Annotated in this window: 16 protein-coding genes and 2 pseudogenes; 5 read left to right on the forward strand and 13 right to left on the reverse strand. The window is 59.6% G+C overall.

All coding sequences use genetic code 11. The features are described 5' to 3' along the window. The first annotated feature begins 203 nt into the window (after positions 1-203). Together BOP96_RS18910 and BOP96_RS18915 are read left to right on the forward strand one after the other, a co-directional pair. Complete coding sequence (locus BOP96_RS18910; protein WP_014718446.1) at positions 204-464, forward strand: DUF2790 domain-containing protein; 261 nt, start codon at positions 204-206, stop codon at positions 462-464. A 30-nt stretch (positions 465-494) separates the two neighbouring features. Continuing rightward, a complete protein-coding gene (locus BOP96_RS18915) occupies positions 495-1,706 on the forward strand; it encodes a cytochrome c biogenesis protein DipZ (RefSeq protein ID WP_073453677.1) in 1,212 nt (403 codons plus the stop codon). 99 nt (positions 1,707-1,805) lie between these two features. Here BOP96_RS18915 and BOP96_RS18920 read toward each other — a convergent pair. The 9 genes and pseudogenes from BOP96_RS18920 to BOP96_RS18955 form a co-directional block, all read right to left on the reverse strand. Next, positions 1,806-1,982, reverse strand: a pseudogene (locus tag BOP96_RS18920) (aldehyde dehydrogenase family protein); the annotation flags it as partial. Between the two features lie 74 nt (positions 1,983-2,056). Next, a pseudogene (locus BOP96_RS30585) lies at positions 2,057-2,134 on the reverse strand (creatininase family protein); the annotation flags it as partial. Between the two features lie 12 nt (positions 2,135-2,146). Next, entirely contained in the window at positions 2,147-2,923 is a 777-nt protein-coding gene (locus tag BOP96_RS18925) for an alpha/beta fold hydrolase (protein WP_073453679.1), read from the reverse strand. A 25-nt stretch (positions 2,924-2,948) separates the two neighbouring features. After that, complete coding sequence (locus tag BOP96_RS18930; protein WP_032902606.1) at positions 2,949-3,458, reverse strand: cytochrome P460 family protein; 510 nt, start codon at positions 3,456-3,458, stop codon at positions 2,949-2,951. Between the two features lie 24 nt (positions 3,459-3,482). Then, on the reverse strand, positions 3,483-4,556 hold the full coding sequence (locus BOP96_RS18935; RefSeq protein ID WP_072434564.1) for an alpha/beta fold hydrolase: 1,074 nt from the start codon (positions 4,554-4,556) through the stop codon (positions 3,483-3,485). 62 nt (positions 4,557-4,618) lie between these two features. Further along, complete coding sequence (locus BOP96_RS18940) at positions 4,619-5,986, reverse strand: epoxide hydrolase family protein (protein WP_073453681.1); 1,368 nt, start codon at positions 5,984-5,986, stop codon at positions 4,619-4,621. A gap of 490 nt (positions 5,987-6,476) precedes the next feature. Continuing rightward, entirely contained in the window at positions 6,477-6,725 is a 249-nt protein-coding gene (locus BOP96_RS18945) for a CsbD family protein (protein WP_014718439.1), read from the reverse strand. 314 nt (positions 6,726-7,039) lie between these two features. Continuing rightward, positions 7,040-7,648, reverse strand: coding sequence for a dTMP kinase (locus BOP96_RS18950; protein ID WP_014718438.1), 609 nt, complete (start codon positions 7,646-7,648; stop codon positions 7,040-7,042). A gap of 142 nt (positions 7,649-7,790) precedes the next feature. Next, positions 7,791-9,518: a hydrogenase maturation protein gene (locus BOP96_RS18955; protein WP_073453682.1), complete on the reverse strand. Its 1,728-nt coding sequence runs from the start codon at positions 9,516-9,518 to the stop codon at positions 7,791-7,793. Positions 9,519-9,735: 217 nt separating this feature from the next. On the opposite strand from BOP96_RS18955, the gene BOP96_RS18960 reads away from it, so the two are divergent. The 3 genes from BOP96_RS18960 to BOP96_RS18970 all read left to right on the forward strand — a co-directional run bounded on the left by BOP96_RS18960 (position 9,736) and on the right by BOP96_RS18970 (position 11,303). Next, the gene (locus tag BOP96_RS18960; protein ID WP_003191203.1) at positions 9,736-9,963 is read left to right on the forward strand and encodes a hypothetical protein; all 228 of its coding nucleotides are present in this window, start codon (positions 9,736-9,738) and stop codon (positions 9,961-9,963) included. Between the two features lie 56 nt (positions 9,964-10,019). After that, positions 10,020-10,280 carry a metallothionein gene (locus BOP96_RS18965; protein WP_014718436.1) on the forward strand — a complete coding sequence of 87 codons (261 nt, stop codon included), beginning with the start codon at positions 10,020-10,022 and terminating at the stop codon, positions 10,278-10,280. 117 nt (positions 10,281-10,397) lie between these two features. Further along, on the forward strand, positions 10,398-11,303 hold the full coding sequence (locus BOP96_RS18970) for a LysR family transcriptional regulator (protein WP_014718435.1): 906 nt from the start codon (positions 10,398-10,400) through the stop codon (positions 11,301-11,303). 1 nt (position 11,304) lies between these two features. On the opposite strand, the gene BOP96_RS18975 is transcribed toward BOP96_RS18970, so the two are convergent. From BOP96_RS18975 to BOP96_RS18995, 4 genes are all read right to left on the reverse strand, one after another. After that, positions 11,305-12,237 (reverse strand): cupin, encoded by a 933-nt coding sequence (locus BOP96_RS18975; RefSeq protein WP_014718434.1) that lies wholly within the window; start codon positions 12,235-12,237, stop codon positions 11,305-11,307. A gap of 131 nt (positions 12,238-12,368) precedes the next feature. Further along, positions 12,369-13,859, reverse strand: coding sequence for an aldehyde dehydrogenase (locus BOP96_RS18980; protein WP_058410430.1), 1,491 nt, complete (start codon positions 13,857-13,859; stop codon positions 12,369-12,371). 222 nt (positions 13,860-14,081) lie between these two features. After that, positions 14,082-15,461 carry an APC family permease gene (locus BOP96_RS18990; protein ID WP_014718432.1) on the reverse strand — a complete coding sequence of 460 codons (1,380 nt, stop codon included), beginning with the start codon at positions 15,459-15,461 and terminating at the stop codon, positions 14,082-14,084. Between the two features lie 145 nt (positions 15,462-15,606). After that, positions 15,607-16,989 carry an aspartate aminotransferase family protein gene (locus tag BOP96_RS18995; protein ID WP_014718431.1) on the reverse strand — a complete coding sequence of 461 codons (1,383 nt, stop codon included), beginning with the start codon at positions 16,987-16,989 and terminating at the stop codon, positions 15,607-15,609. Positions 16,990-16,992 lie beyond the last annotated feature (3 nt).

Here is a 16,992-nt window from a genome sequence, read left to right on the forward strand (position 1 = left end):
TACATGCAGAGGCAAAAACAACAATTTCCTAAGTTTTGTATGGCTGTGTATCGGGACGGGGTCCTGATACGAACCGATTTATCCGCGCCGGTTTTTGACACAGGCGAGATACCTCGCGGGCTTCTAATGAGCCACATCGAGGCCAACCCTAGCGCCTCGGCTCAACCGAACGACCCAACCCTTGAAGCCTTGAGGAAACGACCATGAACACCAATACCCTCTATGCCACTTGCCTGTTTGCCGCCCTGAATATCTGCACCTTCTCGGCCCGCGCCGAAGCCGACGTCACGCCGCAAACCTACACCTACGGCACGCATCTGGACATCCAGAAAGTGGTGGCATTGACACAGGATGCCGGGGCGGCCTGCGGCATTGTCGATGCCCAACTGACCTACCTGAATTCGCAGGGCAAGACCGAGATCCTGAACTACCGCAAATTTGCCGAGTGCCACAGCGATAACTGAGCCCGGCCCACATTTCATCAGGAGACCCTTATGTTCCTCATCGCATTCCTGGGCGGCTTATTGACCGTCCTCAGCCCTTGTATCCTGCCGGTCGTGCCATTTCTGTTCGCGGGTATCGACCGCACACGCTCATCGATCCTGCTTACCCTTGGTGGCATGGTCCTGACCTTCGCGCTGGTTTCCAGCCTGGCCGTGGTCAGCAGTGAATGGGTGATTCAAGCCAACAACACCGGGCGTCATGTGGCACTGGTGGTGATGGCGCTGTTTGCCTTGTCGCTGATCTCGGCGCGAATCAGTGGCTGGCTGGCCAGCCCGTTCGTGTTACTGGGCAATTGCCTCGACCCCCAGACGCGCAAAATGTCCGGGCCGCTGGGTTCGCTGATGATCGGCGTCGCCACCGGCCTGCTCTGGGCGCCGTGCGCCGGGCCTATCCTCGGGGTGATCCTTACCGGCGCCATGCTGCAAGGCGCCAATGCGCAAACCAGCCTGCTGCTGGTGGCCTACGGCTTGGGCAGTGCACTGTCGTTGGGTACGCTGATTTTCGCCGGACGTGGTTTAGTCAATCGCCTGAAGGCCTCGATTCCGGTTACTGGTTGGCTGCGGCGCGCCACCGGTTTTGCGGTCCTGGCCGCAGCGCTGATGATTTCTACCGGTGCCGACAAGACGCTGTTGGCCGGGGCGTCGTCCGAAGGCGTCAGCGTGCTGGAAAACGGCGTGCTGCAAAGCGTCCCCAAAGTCGTCGAATACCTGGTAAGCAAGGCCAAGGCCGAACCCACCCTCGACAACGCCCGAGGCCCGATGCCGTCGCTGTCTGGCGCGGTGGAATGGCTCAATTCGCCCGCACTGACCAGTGAATCGCTCAGAGGCAAGGTGGTGCTCGTCGATTTCTGGACTTACGACTGCATCAATTGCCAGCATACCCTGCCGTACGTGAAGGACTGGGCGCAGAAGTACGAGAAGGATGGCTTGGTGGTAATCGGCGTCCACACCCCGGAATACGGTTTTGAACGCATCATCAGCAATGTCAGGGATGAGGTGAAAAAGCTCGGCATCACTTACCCGGTAGCCATCGATAACAACTACGCGATCTGGCGCAACTTCGATAACCAGTACTGGCCCGCGCACTACCTGATCGACGCCAAAGGGCAAGTGCGTTTCACCCACTTCGGAGAAGGTCGCTACGAGACGCAGGAAAAGATGATTCAGCAACTGCTGCAGGAGGCGAAAGCTCCAGCCGCGTAACCCTTGAAAACCCATGGCCCACAGGCAACGTGCTGTGGGCCATTAGCTTTTTCTCCTGCGGCCTGGGTTGCGCGACCACCCTCTCCCGCCAACCCCAGGCTAATCCGACACGATGCTTTTCGCCTCAAGAAATGCTTGCAGCCCAAAGACTCCAAACTCCCGGCCGACACCGGACTGCTTTACCCCGCCGAACGGCGCCAGCAACTCTGGCGAAATTCTGTTGATCAACACCGAGCCGGCCTGCAGCTGGGCCGCCAGGTGTTGGGCACGGTCCGGTTGCCCGCGATAAGCACAACGCCCGGTATGCCCAGGCGTTGGCCGCGTCGAATCCCCCTCTCCCGCGTTTCAGCGTTGCACAACTTGAAAACGAAACCCGCCGGGCGACGTGCAAAACTCGCCTCGGCGTAGAGCGCTGAAAACGCCGCTTCGCCCTTGGCGTGTTATTTCGCCGTGGCGGCTTTTTCGATGAGGCGGGCAACCGGTTCCGGGTTCGAAACCATCACCACATGTGAAGCGCCCTTGACCACTTCCACGGCTTTGGCAGCGGCGCGCTTGGCCATGAATGCCATGGCTTGCGGGGGAATGTTCTTGTCCTTGTCGCCGTAGATGTACCAGGACGGTATATGCTTCCAGGCAGGGCTGCCGGACGCTTCGTTGAGCGCCGCTTCCGTTACCGGGCGTTGGGTGGCGGCCATCAATGCCGCCTCTTTCGCGGGGACGTCAGCGGCGAACTGGTTGTGAAACTTGTCCTGCTGGATGTACAAGTCCTTGCCCCCATCGGCCAGCGGTACAGGCGCAGCCAGCGTTGGGCCCAGCGTACTGCCCGGGAATTTGCCGGCCAGCCCGGCGACGGTTTCCCCGGCCTCAGGTGCAAACGCACTGACGTAAACCAGGGCTTTGACGTTTGCATGATCGTTGGCCGCGTCACTGATAACGTTGCCGCCATAGGAGTGGCCGACCAACACCACCGGCGAATGAATGTTCGTCAACAATGCCGAGATTGCCGAACCATCGCTCTTTACACTGCGCAATGGGTTGGCAGCGGCAACCACTGGATAACCGTCCTTCTCGAGAATCTTCACGACCCCATTCCAACTCGACGCATCGGCAAAGGCGCCATGTACGAGCACAATCGTGGGTTTTTCAGTTTGCGACCAGGCGTGTGTCGCCATGCTCAGGCTGACGGCGACGGCCAGTGCGGTTAGTACTTTTTTCATTGTTGACTCCAGGTTTGACGGGAAATCAGGGAGCGAAGCGCGTGAAGACAAAATCGTGATTACGCACTCGCGCCTGGTGACAGGCGAAGCAGGTTTGGTGTTGGGCTTCATCGGCCGGTTTACCGTTGATAAACCGCCCGAATCCCCAACCACCGGTTGCTGCATATTTTTTCGAGTCCTTGACCATCACCTGCACGGTCGTGGCCGGCCCCGGGATGGACGCCGGCTCGAATTCCGGGGACTGCACATGTTTCCAGGCCAGCTTTACCAGCACCGTGCCATCAGGGAATGGCAGCGTTGAATCCTGATATGCCTTGATGGCCAAGTCATTGCCCAGCACGGCTCGAAGTTCGTTCAGGGGGGCCGCTTCCTGCGCCGGCGCAATCAGCGGCCATAGGCGGTAGTTTTCAGGCAGTTTCACGCCATAGATCGGCGAGGCGTCGCCAGTACTGGCGTCGCCCGAGGCCACACCGGCAGCGCTCAACGCTGCGATTGCAATGGCAGCCGACATCGCGGCCAGAAATTTCAGCTTCATCATCGCCATCCTCTCAGCCGGTTTTCAAAGATGATCGGCGTCGATCACCGCCTGGGCGAAGGCTTTCGGCGCTTCCTGCGGCAAGTTGTGGCCTACACCACCGGTGATCAATCGGTACTCATACTTGCCAGTGAAGCGCTTGGCGTACGCTTCGGCAGGTGGGTGCGGTGCGCCGTTCGCATCACCTTCCAGGGTGATGGTGGGCACACTGATGGATGGAAATGCCGCGAGTTTCTTCTCCAGCGCGTCGTATCTGGCCTCGCCCTTGACCAACCCCAGGCGCCAGCGATAGTTGAAAATCGACACGGCCACGTGATCAGGGTTTTGCAAGGATGCCGCGCTGCGCTCATAAGTGGCGTCGTCGAAATTCCACTGTGGCGACGCCAGCTTCCAGATGAGCTTGGCGAAGTCATGGGTGTTTTTCTCGTAGCCCAGGCGCCCGCGCTCGGTCGCGAAATAGAACTGGTACCACCACTGCAGTTCGGCGGCTGGCGGCAATGGCGCCTTGCCCGCCTCTTGGCTGCCTATCAGGTAACCGCTCACAGCGACCAGGGCTTTCACTCTTTCCGGCCACAGTGCGGCAACGATATCCGCAGTGCGGGCGCCCCAGTCAAACCCACCCAGCACCGCGGTCTTGATCTTCAGCGCGTCCATGAAGTCGATCAGGTCGGTCGCCAGCGCAGCAGGTTGACCATTGCGAATGGTCTTGGCCGAGAGAAAATGCGTATCGCCATAACCACGCGCAGAAGGGATCAACACTCGATATCCCTTGTCCGCCAAAGCAGGAGCGACATCAGCGTATGCGTTGATATCGTAGGGCCAGCCGTGCAACAAAATGACCACAGGGCCATCGGCTGGGCCGAGTTCCGCGTAAGAAACGTTCAGCAGCCCCGCTTTCACATGCTTAAGTGCACCGAGAGAGGTGTGAGCTCCCGGGGTGATCGCCCCAATGGTGGACGCGGGTACATCAGCCGCGCTGGCTTGGGAAAAACCGACAGCCACCGCCGCGAATTGCAGCACTGCTGCTGCCAACAGCGATGGGGCAAGACCCCGCAGGCGGCTGGATTTATTTTGATTGTTCAGCAAGGTCATCTCCATGGTGTTTCTCCGTAGCGAGCCGCCGAATAGCGGCCCGGTGTGTTGACTGGATTAGGTGGGAGCTACTGGGCTGTCTTCGTTGCGCTCAGCTTGGCGCGCAGCGGCCGGAAGGCCTCCCGCAACTCTTCGCTGAACAATTGAGGTTGCTCCCAGGAAGCGAAGTGGCCGCCCTTGTTAACCTGGTTGTAGTAGGAAAGTGATGGGTAAGCGCGTTGCGCCCAGCTTTTTGGCGCCTGATAGATCTCGTGCGGGAAGACCGTGATCGCCACCGGCACCTTGATGCTTGCGGTGTTCTGCGCGGCAGCGCTGAAATTGTTGTTGTTGTTTTCCCAGTAGAAACGCGATGACGATGCGCCTGCGTTCGTCAGCCAGTACAGGCTGATATCGTCCAGCATCTCGTCACGGGTCAATACCCGTTCAGGCTGGCCATCACTGTCCGTCCACGCGGCGATTTTTTCGTACATCCACGCCGCAGTTCCGGTAGGCGAATCGGCCAGCAGGTAACCGATAGTCTGCGGGCGCGTAACCATCATCGCGCCGTATGCTGCATTGCGGCCGAAGAAGGTGCTCAAGGAATCAAACGCTTTGCGTTCAGGCTCAGTGAGCCCGTCAGGGGCCGGGTCACCACTATTGATCGGCTTGACCAATTCGGGCGGGATGGTGGCCGGCATGTTCAAGTGAATGCCCAACAGCCCCGGCGGATTCAGGCGGCCCAATGCATCCGATATGACCGAACCGTGATCTCCGCCCTGGGAAACATAGTGGGTATAACCCAGACGCTTGATGAGCACATCCCAAGCCTTCGCGACTCGATCCGGCCCCCAGCCCAATTCAGTTGGCTTACCGGAAAAACCGTGTCCCGGAATCGATGGAATGATCACGTCGAACGAATCTTCAACCTTACCGCCGTAAGCAACGGGATCCGTCAGCGGGCCGATAGTCTTCAAGAACTCAAACTGTGAGCCAGGCCATCCGTGTGTCAGAAGCAGCGGCATCGCGTTGGGGTTTGGCGAGCGAACATGGATGAATTGAATATCCACGCCGTCGATAGTCGTGATGAATTCAGGCAGCGCATTGAGCTTCGCTTCGGCCTTGCGCCAGTCATAGCCGCTGCCCCAATACTTCACCAGCGCCTGGACCTGGGCCAACTGCACGCCTTGGGAAACGTCGTTGACGGTCTCTTTGTCCGGCCAGCGGGTCGCCGCAATGCGCTTTTTCAGATCGGCCAATTGAGCTTCATCGACGTGAATTCGATAAGGTCTAATCGATTCGGGATGGGTCGAGGCCGAGCTGGCAACTGACGCATCGACGGCCGGGCCAGCAGCCCAGGCAGCACCGCTGCCGGCTATCAGGGCCAACCCCAAAGCGCCCATTCTCACGGAAGAAGCCAGACAATGGCGCCAGGTGAAACCGAACGTAGCTGCAGGCATTTTGAATTTCCTATAAGTCATTGGTCGACAACGTCGCGAAACGCGCAGGGATAACCGCGAGTTAAATGAGTCATCCATTGAAGAAGGTTTGCGCCTTCTCGATGGGTTCATTTAAAGCCCCGCGGGTATCCCGTATGTGTCATCAACCGACTTAAAGGAATCGCTGTGTATCTATCCAAAGCGCAGATACAAAACGATACAAACCGACCACTCGCTCATAAAAAAGCCAATGCCCCGACTTGTCGGGGCATTGGCTTTTCTGGGACCTGGAAAACATAAGGGCTTTTCAGCCCATCAAGCTCGGCAAAGGGCATAGAGACCGCGTCGATTGCCAGGCAGCATGACTTGGTTACCCAAGGAACAGGCAGATACCCCGCTCCACTTCACGCCCTTCCACGCCTGCAAGAAACTTCAGAAATTTGCCCCTGATTCTGGTTAGCGTTCACCATCGTTTCTACCGCGTTAGCAATCTTATTGAAGCTACTGCTGTTCAGCGACCAAGCAATCTCTTCAGCACCAGTAGAGCAACAGCCCCGATTGCCAGTGCAGCAACCGGTTTTTCTTTGACGAATGTAGAAACGCTGTCCAGTGCGTCACCATAGGTTTGCGTCAGTTGACCCGCAGCCTGGCGTCCAGCGCCCTCAGCTTCCAACTTCGAATCACCAAAAAGCTTCCCGACTGCGCTCTGGGCTTTGCCAGCAACCTTTTCTACAACGCCTTCTACCTGTTCGCTCTTCATGATTAACCAAACCTTCGTGTGTGATTGGGTAACCCAGGAAAAACCTGGGTTTGAGGCAACGTGCAAAGCGTTAGGTGGACAGGCTTATTGATTAGTTCAAAGTTGATGAGCCTCACTTAGTCCAGATCAACCGATAAGTCTTCTTCCCTGTAGCGGCATCGTGATAGAGGTTTTCGCCCGGGGCCTCTCGCGTGCGCACGCACGGGCGTCCCTCGCAGTCAATAATGGCGGCGTCACCACCCTGGCGTTTCAACGCTTCTATGTTTTGCTCAAGCGCCGCTAACTCTCGTTGCCTTTGCGCTCTTCATCTTCGATCAAAGGACTTTATATATCTGCGAAACCACCCGCCTCATCGCCTCCTCAATCGTCCCTTCATTGCGACAGATCACCCACCCCTGCCCCACCGCCGCTCGTTCAAAAGCCTCGGTACACACAACTTGCTCCTCCAGCTTAAACATCACCGTACTGCTCAGCCCGCGCCGTCGTGCTGCCGCCCGTGCCCAGGATATTTGCGCCGCGGTGACAACCCCCACATGCAGATCCGGCACTTGCACCTGTCGATCAATGTTCAGCTCAAGAATGTCTGCAAAGGGTATCAATCGACGAAACGCAGCATCAGACGGGTACCAGCGATCCATCAGGATGATGCTGTCAGGTGGCTGTGCGGCCAGTACGTGCTGGGTAATCCAGCTGCGGCTGTCAGCAAAGCGCTCACACACCTCAAGTTCCAGATCCCGGCTGGGGTCTCTGGCGAATTTGTTAACCAGCGCCATCGTTTGCGCTCGATAGGGATCGCTCTTGCGCTCGCACAGTCGGACGACCTTTTTATTGTCGGCCCTCAACGCTGTCGTAACGGCCTCCAACAGCGTGGTTTTGCCGGTACCCTTGGGCCCATCCAACGAAATAAACAGCGCCCGAGTCATACGAGCGCTGCGTCATCGTTAAGGTTGTACAGTTCCATGGGGCCTCTAGTTTGAGCGTTTGGGCAAATTGGACTTCATTATGGGGAACCCTATCGCCCAACGCGAGGCTGGGCTGGCCGCCGCGCCCTCCCCGCGTCGACGGTCAGTCATTCAGCATCCGGCTTTGCGGCACGCCAGCCTCGTACCTCAACGCCCACGGCGCAATCAACCGCTGCGGGGTCTGGCAGGTTTTGCGTTTAAACACGAAGTTGCGGCATTTCTCGGCAAACTGCTGGCGATTTCCCACCATGTCGAATCGCATCTGTGCCAGTTCCTGCTCGCGACAGCGTTCAACTTGCTGAGTATCCAGCGTGGCTTTACGTGTGCGTGCATGAAGGTACTTATCATCGGTCAACGCACTGTCGGCCTGTTGCAAAAGCCACAAGCCAAATGCTTGTGGGCAACGCGGGCCGATGGCCTGAACCATGCCGTACTGCTGGGCCTGGATGGCGCTGATGGGCAGGCATTCTTCGGTAAGCTTATGCGCGATTTCGCTGCCCACGGCCCGTGGCAGGCTGTAGGTCCAGTATTCGGAGCCGTAGAGTCCCATAGTCTTGTAGTGCGGGTTGAGCACCACACCTTCGCGGGCCAATACAATGTCGGCGGCCAGCGCCAGCTTCACGCCGCCTGCGCCTGCGCTGCCGGTCAGGCCGCTGATCACCAGCTGCCTGGCAGTGAGCAGCTCCAGGCACACATCGTCGATGGCTTGAATGTTGGCCCAGGCTTCCAGCCCCGGCACGTCGGCGGCCTGGATGACGTTTAGGTGCACCCCATTGGAAAAGCTGCCGCGCCCGCCCTTGATCAGCAACACTTGGGTATCTCGCGCCTTGGCCCAGCGCAACGCTGCGACCAGCCGCTGGCATTGTTCGGTGCTCATGGCGCCGTTGTAGAACTCGAACGTCAGTTCGCCGATGTGGCCGAACTCTTGGTAGCGAATGGGTTGATAGACCCGCTCGTTGAACGCCTGGCAGACGATTGAACTGTCCAGCACCGGCACCCCGGCCAACTGCTCAGCCAGAACGTGCCGTGCCGGTCGCTTGAAGGTCTCTGGGCCTTTGGGTTTGAGCGAGCCGATCCACAGGCTGTGATCTCCAGCCGCCACCAACACAGCGTCGTCCTGTACCGCGAGTATTTCTCCGGGAGTGCCCTGGCGGGCGTCCAAGTGCGCGTCGTAGAGGTAATATTGCCCGCCCAACAGGCTGGCCAACACGCCGGGCTGGCCATCGGCAGCGTCGATGCTGCGCTTGATAAAGCCTGCGCAATCGAACCAACTGAAGGTGCGGTCGGCCTGGGTCATGTTCGGCTGCAAGCGCCCGATGACGCCGGGTTGGGTGTAATCGAGCGGTGTCGGGACGAAGCCTTTGGCGAATTTCGCCACTACGTCACGAATGCAAACCATCGCGGCGTCGCTCACCAGGCCGTTGTACAGCTCGGATTTGCGCACCTGGGCGGGCATGTCGAACTCACAGGTGGACCAGATTGGCCCGGCGTCCATTTCCTCCACCGCTTGCAAGGCGGTGACGCCCCAACGGCGGGCCTGCTGGGTGATGGCCCAGTCCAGCGCACTGGCGCCACGGTCGCCGACGATGCCCGGATGGATGATCACCACCGGGCGTTGCGGATGGCTCCACAGTTGATGCGGCACACGGTCCTTCAAAAATGGGCAGATCACCAGGTCGGCGCCAGACGCCTCGACCTGCTGGCATACCGTGGCTTGATCGGTGAACACCACAACGCTGGGGTCGTGACCCGCTTGGCGCAGATCCAGCCAGGCCCGTTGGGTTAAACCGTTGAATGCCGATGATAACAACAGGATCTTCAGTGATCGCATGGCTGACTCTTCCTTGAGAATATGCGACCAGAGCAGCCCGTTGAGCCGTCCCTGGCCATCGATAAGCGCCCAAGGTTATAGAGCGAGCCAGCCTCCCCACCTGATCGAGATCAATAGATGAAAGCGGCTTATTTTTTCTGAATCACCGCGCAACCTACTCATCAAATGAACATGCCCTGCTCGGGTACGCCTTGTTAACCGTAACGGAGCCACGTTCATGTTCGAGAAACCGCATTACCTCATCAGTTTCATCCTCGACAACCAGCCACAAAGCCGCACGCTTGAGCACGATGCCGACACGCTGGACCCTCAATGGGCCGAGTCCCTGCTCAGGCAGCGCTTTGCAGAGCTCAAGGACGCGAAATTGAGCGACGTCCAGGTGCAAAAGCGCAACAAGCCCGCCGATGAAGGCCATGACATCCCAGGGCATTACCAGCAGCCCTGATTTACGTATCAGAAAACCGCTGCCCGTTTATCAATCACTGAATATTCGGAGGACCTATGAACCCGACAACTCAAGGTTTGCCCTGCGCCTGCCCAGGTTGCACCTGCCAGGTGACCCATGACACGCGTCACCAGCGCAACGGCAAAGCCTACTGCAGCCAGGCATGCGCCGACTTGCACCCACAGGGTCAAGCGTGCCCCAGTGCCGATTGCCATTGCGAGTCGAATGTGAAGGTGCGAGACCGCTCCGTCAGCGATAGCCAGCTCGACGAGGCGATCGAAGAAACCTTTCCTGCAAGCGATCCCATATCGCCTTGATCATTCAGACCCAATAGGAAAACGGGGGCTGCATCGTGGCTCTAGGGTCTAGCAGTTGACAGCCCCCGGCAAAAATCAACAACCTGCACGTCTCACCGCCCTGCCCTGAGGCTGCCCTTGGACTATTTCACCGCGCTCACCGCCTTCATCGAAGCCGCCGAAGGCAACAACTTCTCGCGTGCCGCCGAGCGCTTGGGGATCAAGGCCTCAACGGTTTCACGCTATGTGAAGGACCTTGAGCAAGACCTGGGCATCGCGCTGTTCAACCGCTCCACACGCACGCTGCACCTGACCGAAGGCGGCCAGACCTTTCTGATACATGCACGCAGGGTGCTGGACGAGCTGGAACACGCCAAGGCCGCCACGTCAGCGCTGAACCAGCATCCACGGGGCGTATTGAAACTCAACCTGCCGCCGGCGTTTGCGCGGCATCACATCCTGCCGGCGTTGAATGACTTTCTGGCGCGCTACCCGCAGATCAGCGTGGAACTGGTGCTGGATAACAACAAGGTCAATTTGATTCATGCCGGCGTCGACTTGGCCATCCGCATTGGCGAGCTGGCCGATTCGACGCTCAAGGCACGCAAGCTCAGCGACGGCCACTACCGCTTGGTGGTCAGCCCGGCGTTTGGCACGCAGCACCCTCCTCCGTCCACGCCCACGGACTTGGCCGGTGTGCCTGCGGTGCTGGGCACGGCTACCGCCGGCGATATCAGTTTTGTATCCGCCGGCCGCGCGCTCCCGTTGCAGCATGACGGCGTGATTCGAATCAATGACCTGGACGCGCAACTCATCGCCGTGCGCCAAGGCTTGGGCTTTGGGCTGTTGCCGGACTGGCTGGTGGCGCGAAGTATCGAGGCAGGCGACTTGGCAGTGTGGCTACCCGAATGGCACATCCAGGGCGTGGAGCGGGCGTTTGCGGTGTGGTTTGTGTACCCGCCCAAGCGCATCGTGTCATCGAAAGTCCGGTGTTTTATCGACTTTATCGTTGAACGACTGGGCGAAACACCGGACTGGAAGTGACTCAACTGAAGCGGATATCCAACGCACGCAGGTAGGTTTGCAGCCCCGCATCCTGAATCGGGATCAGGAACGCCTCGCTATCCGATTCATTAAAATGCGCATGCCAGTAACCGGGTGGTGTGACAAACGCCAGGCCGGGCGACCAGTCGACCCGCTGCGGGTTACGGATTTGCCCATCCGCGTCCAGCTCGGTGCCCACCAATGAATAACAGCCCTTGGGGCAATCAATAATGAAGTCCAGTGCAATCGACTGATGCCGATGGGGTTTCTGCACCGATCCCGCCGGCAGAATCCCGTACATGGCCCACAGCACGTGGGTCACCGTGCGCGTCTGCGGGAAGCGGCGGTTGCCCAGCAGGATGCTGATGCGGCTACGGTCCTGTGCCCTGGGATCATCGGCCGCTTCACGCAACTTCGCGTTGGCCAGCGCTGCTGGGTACAGGGTCGGCGCAAAGCGATCGGCGCGGGGTGTCACCCCCAGGTAACGCAACAGTGGCTCATCATGCACGTAGTAAAGACGCGCATCCTCGCGGGCACTGAAGTGCGCCTGCTGTAATCCCGGCAGGGCAATAAAGCAGCCCTTGGACCATTGAATCTCATACTCCCCCTGAACCACGCTGCCTTGCCCGGCAATCACGTAGAACACCTGGGAAGTGGCGTTGGGTTGCAGGGCCAGTGTGTCACCACGGTTAAGGCGCATGAAGTTTGCGCATAACCCGGGGCCGGTGGCGGGGCCTTCGCAGCCCAAAGCCTCGCTGAGGTCCAGCGGTACCACGCGGGAGGGGCCATTGTCATACAGCGAGGCGGGAAAGCTGTGGTAGGGAATGCGGGAAATCAGGTTGGCACTGATGGGGTTCGCCGCCTTGCTGTACTCGAAGTACTCGGCGTCCACTTGGTTGATATCCGTCAGTGCGGGGTCCAATTCACGGTTCATCAGGCTCACCTCAGTCTTGGGCTGGATCGCGCAGCGCGGTTGAAGCGCTGCACGGGGTGAGTGGACTATAGGCATTGCCCACTGGCGGATGAATGCCTGTGACGGCACAGCAGTTATGCGAAACGGGGCAGTTAACGCAACTGGAACCAGGTGGTTTTCAGTTGCGTGTACTTATCAAACGAATGCAGCGACAAATCGCGCCCGAACCCCGACTGTTTGCCGCCGCCAAACGGCACGGTCACATCCAGCGCATCAATGGTGTTGACCGACACGGTGCCGGCGTTCAGGGCACGGGCCACGCGATGCGCACGGTTCAGGTCATCACTCCACACCGAGGCCGCCAGGCCATAAAGGCTGTCGTTGGCTTGCTGAATGGCCTGTTCTTCGGTATCGAAAGCGCTCACCGCCAGCACAGGCCCAAACACCTCCTCCTGGGAAAGGCGCATGTCAGCGGTGACGTTGGCGAATATCGTCGGCTGGATGAAGTTTGAACAACCCTCAATGTTCAACTGTTGGCCGCCGGTCAACAGCGTGGCACCGTCTGCGTGCGCCCGGCCGATGGCTTGCATGATGCGTGCGGTTTGCCCGCTGTCGACAATTGCACCGGCGGCGCTGGCGGGATTAAGTGGGTTGCCGGGCATCCAGGCGCGGGATTTATCGATCAGGCGCTCGATGAACTCGTCGTGGATGCAGCGCTGCACGTAGAGGCGCGAATTGGCCGAACACACCTCGCCCTGGTTGAAGAAAATCCCAAAGGCCGCCTTCTCCGCCGCCAGGTCCAGGTCCTGACAGTCTGCAAACACCAGGTTCGGGCTCTTGCCACCACACTCCAGCCACACCTGTTTGAGGTTGGACTGGGCGGCGTACTGCATGAAGTATTTGCCCACCTGGGTGGAGCCGGTAAACACCAGGCAATCAACGTCCGGGTGCAACCCCAGTGCCTTGCCGGCGCCCTCGCCCATACCTGGCACCACGTTTAGCACGCCTTCGGGGATGCCTGCCTCCAGCGCCAGTTGGGCCAGGCGCAGGGCGGAAAACGGCGATTGCTCAGCGGGCTTGAGCACCACGCTATTGCCGGCCGCCAAGGCGGGTGCCAGTTTCCAGGCGGCCATGTCCAGCGGAAAATTCCACGGCACCACCGCGGCAATCACACCCAGGGCTTCGCGGGTGATGGTCGCCAACGCGTTGTGGGCAGTCGGCGCGACCTGATCGTAGAGCTTGTCCAGGGCTTCACCGTACCAGGCGAACACATGGGCCGCGCCGGGCACGTCGACGTTATAGGCGTCCATTACCGGCTTGCCCATGTTCAGGGAGTCCAGCAGTGCGAGTTCTTCGCGGTGGGTCATCAACAGGTCGGCGAGTTTGATCAGGACTTTTTTGCGTTCGCCTGGAGGCATGCGCCGCCACGGGCCGTTGTCAAAGGCGCGGCGTGCGGCGCGCACTGCCAAGTCCACTTCAACGTCACCGCAGGCGGCGACACGTGCAAGGAGCTGGTTGGTCGCCGGGTTGATGGCGTCAAAGGTCGCCCCGGACAGTGCGGCGACGGCCTGGCCGTCGATCAAAGCGGTGTTGATGAAGGTTTGACGGGCAGCGCGTTGCTGCCAGTAGTCGAGGTTGAACATGCTGTACTCCTATGTAATTGGGTCTAATCCACGCGGCGGCAAGCCCGACGCCGAACGCAATGCTCAAGGCAACGCAGTGCCAATGTGGGAGCGGGCTTGCTCGCGAAGGCGGTGTATCAGTCAATATCAATGTTTGCTGGGCCGACGTCTTCGCGAGCAAGCCCGCTCCCACAGGGGGCCTGCGCTTGACTGATTGGCATTAGGGAACGCCCGTTTTTTTTCTTATTCGGCCATGTGCAATTCCGGCATCCCCACCCGGAACCCTCGGGTGAGGCACAGCAAACACAGCAGCCCCAGGCCCATCCAGCCCAGGCCGATGGTGAACGACAGGCCCGACAGGCTCGTCCACAACCACAGCGTGCTGAGAAACCCCAGGCCTGGCAGGGCGGCGTACAGCAGATAGTTGCGTGTACCGCGCAGCTTCTGGTCGCCCAGGTAATGCTTGATCACGGCCAGGTTCACCGCCGAAAACGCGAACAGCGCGCCAAAGCTGATCATGTTGGCCACGGTGTCCAGGCTGATAAACAGCGCAATCAGCGAAAACAGGCTGACCAGCATGATCGCGTTGGCCGGGACGCGTTTTTTCGTCACCAGCTTGCCGAATACCCTGGGCAATGCGCCGTCGCGGCCCATGGCGAACAGCACCCGTGACACGCTGGCCTGGGAGACCATCGCGGAAGCGAAACAACCCGCCACGTAGGTGGCGGTAAATGCACTCACCAGCAGCTCACCGCCGACCCGACGCATCACATCCACCGAAGCCGCGTCGGGATCGGCGAAACTGTTCCATTCCGGGAAGACCATCTGGGCGCAATACGACACCACCAGAAACAGCAGCCCACCGATCAGCGACACCGCCATGATCGCCTGCGGAATGGTACGGCGCGGGTCCGGCGTCTCCTCGGCCATGGTCGATACCGCATCAAACCCCAGGAACGACAGGCACAGCACCGCCGCACCGGTCATGATCAGCGGCACACTGAAACCTTCATGGTAAAACGGCTTGAGCAGCGGCACCGGCTCGGCTTGCCCGCTGAGGTTGTGGATCGACAACGCCACGAACACCACGATGAACACCAGTTGGGCCACGATCAGCACCCAATTGACCCGGGTAATCGACTCGATACCCACCAGATTCAGCGCCGTCACCAGGGCAATGGAGCCCAATACCCATACGGCGGTGGGCACGGTAGGAAAGTATTCGGACAAGTAGATGCCGATCAGCAAATAGCTGAGCAGCGGCAGGAAGATGTAGTCCAGCAGCAAGGTCCAGCCGGCGATAAAGCCGAAGGAGGCGCCAAACGCCTTGCGCGTATAGGTGTAGACCGAGCCCGAATAGGGGTGCGCCTTGACCATGCACCCATAGCTGTAGGCCGTCAGCAGCATGGCAGCCAGGGTCAACAGGTAGGCGGTGGCCAGATGCCCTTTAGTCATCTGGGTGACCAGGCCGTAGGTGGTGAACACCGCCAGCGGCACCATATACGCCAGGCCGAACAGTACAAGCCCGACAAGGCCCAGGGGTTGTCGAAAGCGGCGCGATGAGGTCAGTTGGGTTGAGGTTTGATGGGCGGGAGTATCGGCTACGTTTGTTATTGTATTCATTGCTGACTCCTGGAAAGTGGAATGCAGGGCACCGCGGCGTTCGATCAAATCGACACCGTTGATGAGTCATCCATTGGGAGCGGTGGGCAGGCCGCTATGGGGCGCCCACCCTGTTCAACCGAGCGGCATGCAGGGGCTCAGCCCTTCACAGTTTTCCCGCGATCCGTGCGGTGCGGTCCACCGCGATGCGGGTTTTGTCGACCAGCTCATCAAGCTCCGCGCGGCTGGCCACCAGGGCCGGCGCCATGATCATACGGCCCAGGGTCGAGCGAATAATCACGCCTTCTTCGAAGCCAAACGTGCGGCATTGCCAGGCCAGGTCGTTTTCATTGGCAAAGCGTTTGCGCGTGCCCTTGTCCTCGACAAACTGCAAGGCTGCCAGCAGGCCGGTACCCTGGATCTCGCCGATCAGCGGGTGGTTACCAAAGACTTCATGCAGGAGCGTGTGCAAATACGGCCCGGTGTCGTCCTTCACCTGGCGCACGATCCCTTCGTCACGCAGCGCCTTGAGGTTGGCCAGGGCCACCGCCGCCGCAACCGGGTGCCCGGAATACGTCAGTCCATGGGCAAACACCCCGCCCCGCTCCACCAGAGCTTCGGCCATGCGCTTGCTCAATACCAAACCGCCCATGGGCAGGTAACCGGAGGTCAGGCCCTTGGCGATCGACAACGTGTCGGGTTCGAAGCCGAAATGCTGATGGGCAAACCATTCACCGGTACGGCCGAAACCGCCAATCACTTCATCAGCGCACAGCAGCACATCGTATTGGCGACAGATGCGCTGGATCTCTGGCCAGTAGCTTTCTGGGGGGAAAATCATGCCGCCGGCGCCCTGGAAAGGTTCAGCGATAAAACCGGCGACGTTTTGCGCGCCCAACTCCAGTATCTTTTCTTCCAGTTGCAGGGCGCAGCGCCTTCCGAACTCGGCCGGGGTCAACTCACCGCCCTGGGCGTACCAATAAGGCTCGTCAATGTGCGCGACGTCCGGGATCAAGCCGCCCATTTCATGCATGAATTTCATGCCGCCCAGGGCAGACGCCGCCAGGGTGGAGCCGTGATAGCCATTCCAGCGACCGATCATGATCTTCTTCTGCGGCTTGCCGAGCACTTGCCAGTAGCGGCGTACGGTGCGGATCAGCACCTCGTTGGCTTCGGAACCGGAGTTGGTGTAGATCACATGGCTGTAGTGCTTTGGCAACAGGCTGAACAGCAACTCGGACAGCTCGATCACCGCCGGATGGGTGGTGTGAAAGAACATGTTGTAGTACGCCAACTGATCCATCTGCGCAGCCGCCGCAGCGGTCAGGTCCTTGCGGCCATAACCCAGCTGCGTACACCACAGGCCCGACATCCCGTCCAGGTAACGCTTACCCTCGCTGTCCCACAGGTACAGGCCCTCACCGCGGACCATTACGCGTGGGCCTTCGGCATTCAGCGCCTTTTGATCCACAAAGGCATGGATATGGTGCGCCGCGTCCGAGGCCTGATAGTCCTGGGTCTGGCGTTGCGGTTCAAAGGGTAGGTTCATGGC

The sequence above is a fragment of the Pseudomonas sp. FSL W5-0203 genome (genome assembly GCF_001896155.1).
Lineage (GTDB): Bacteria > Pseudomonadota > Gammaproteobacteria > Pseudomonadales > Pseudomonadaceae > Aquipseudomonas > Aquipseudomonas paracarnis.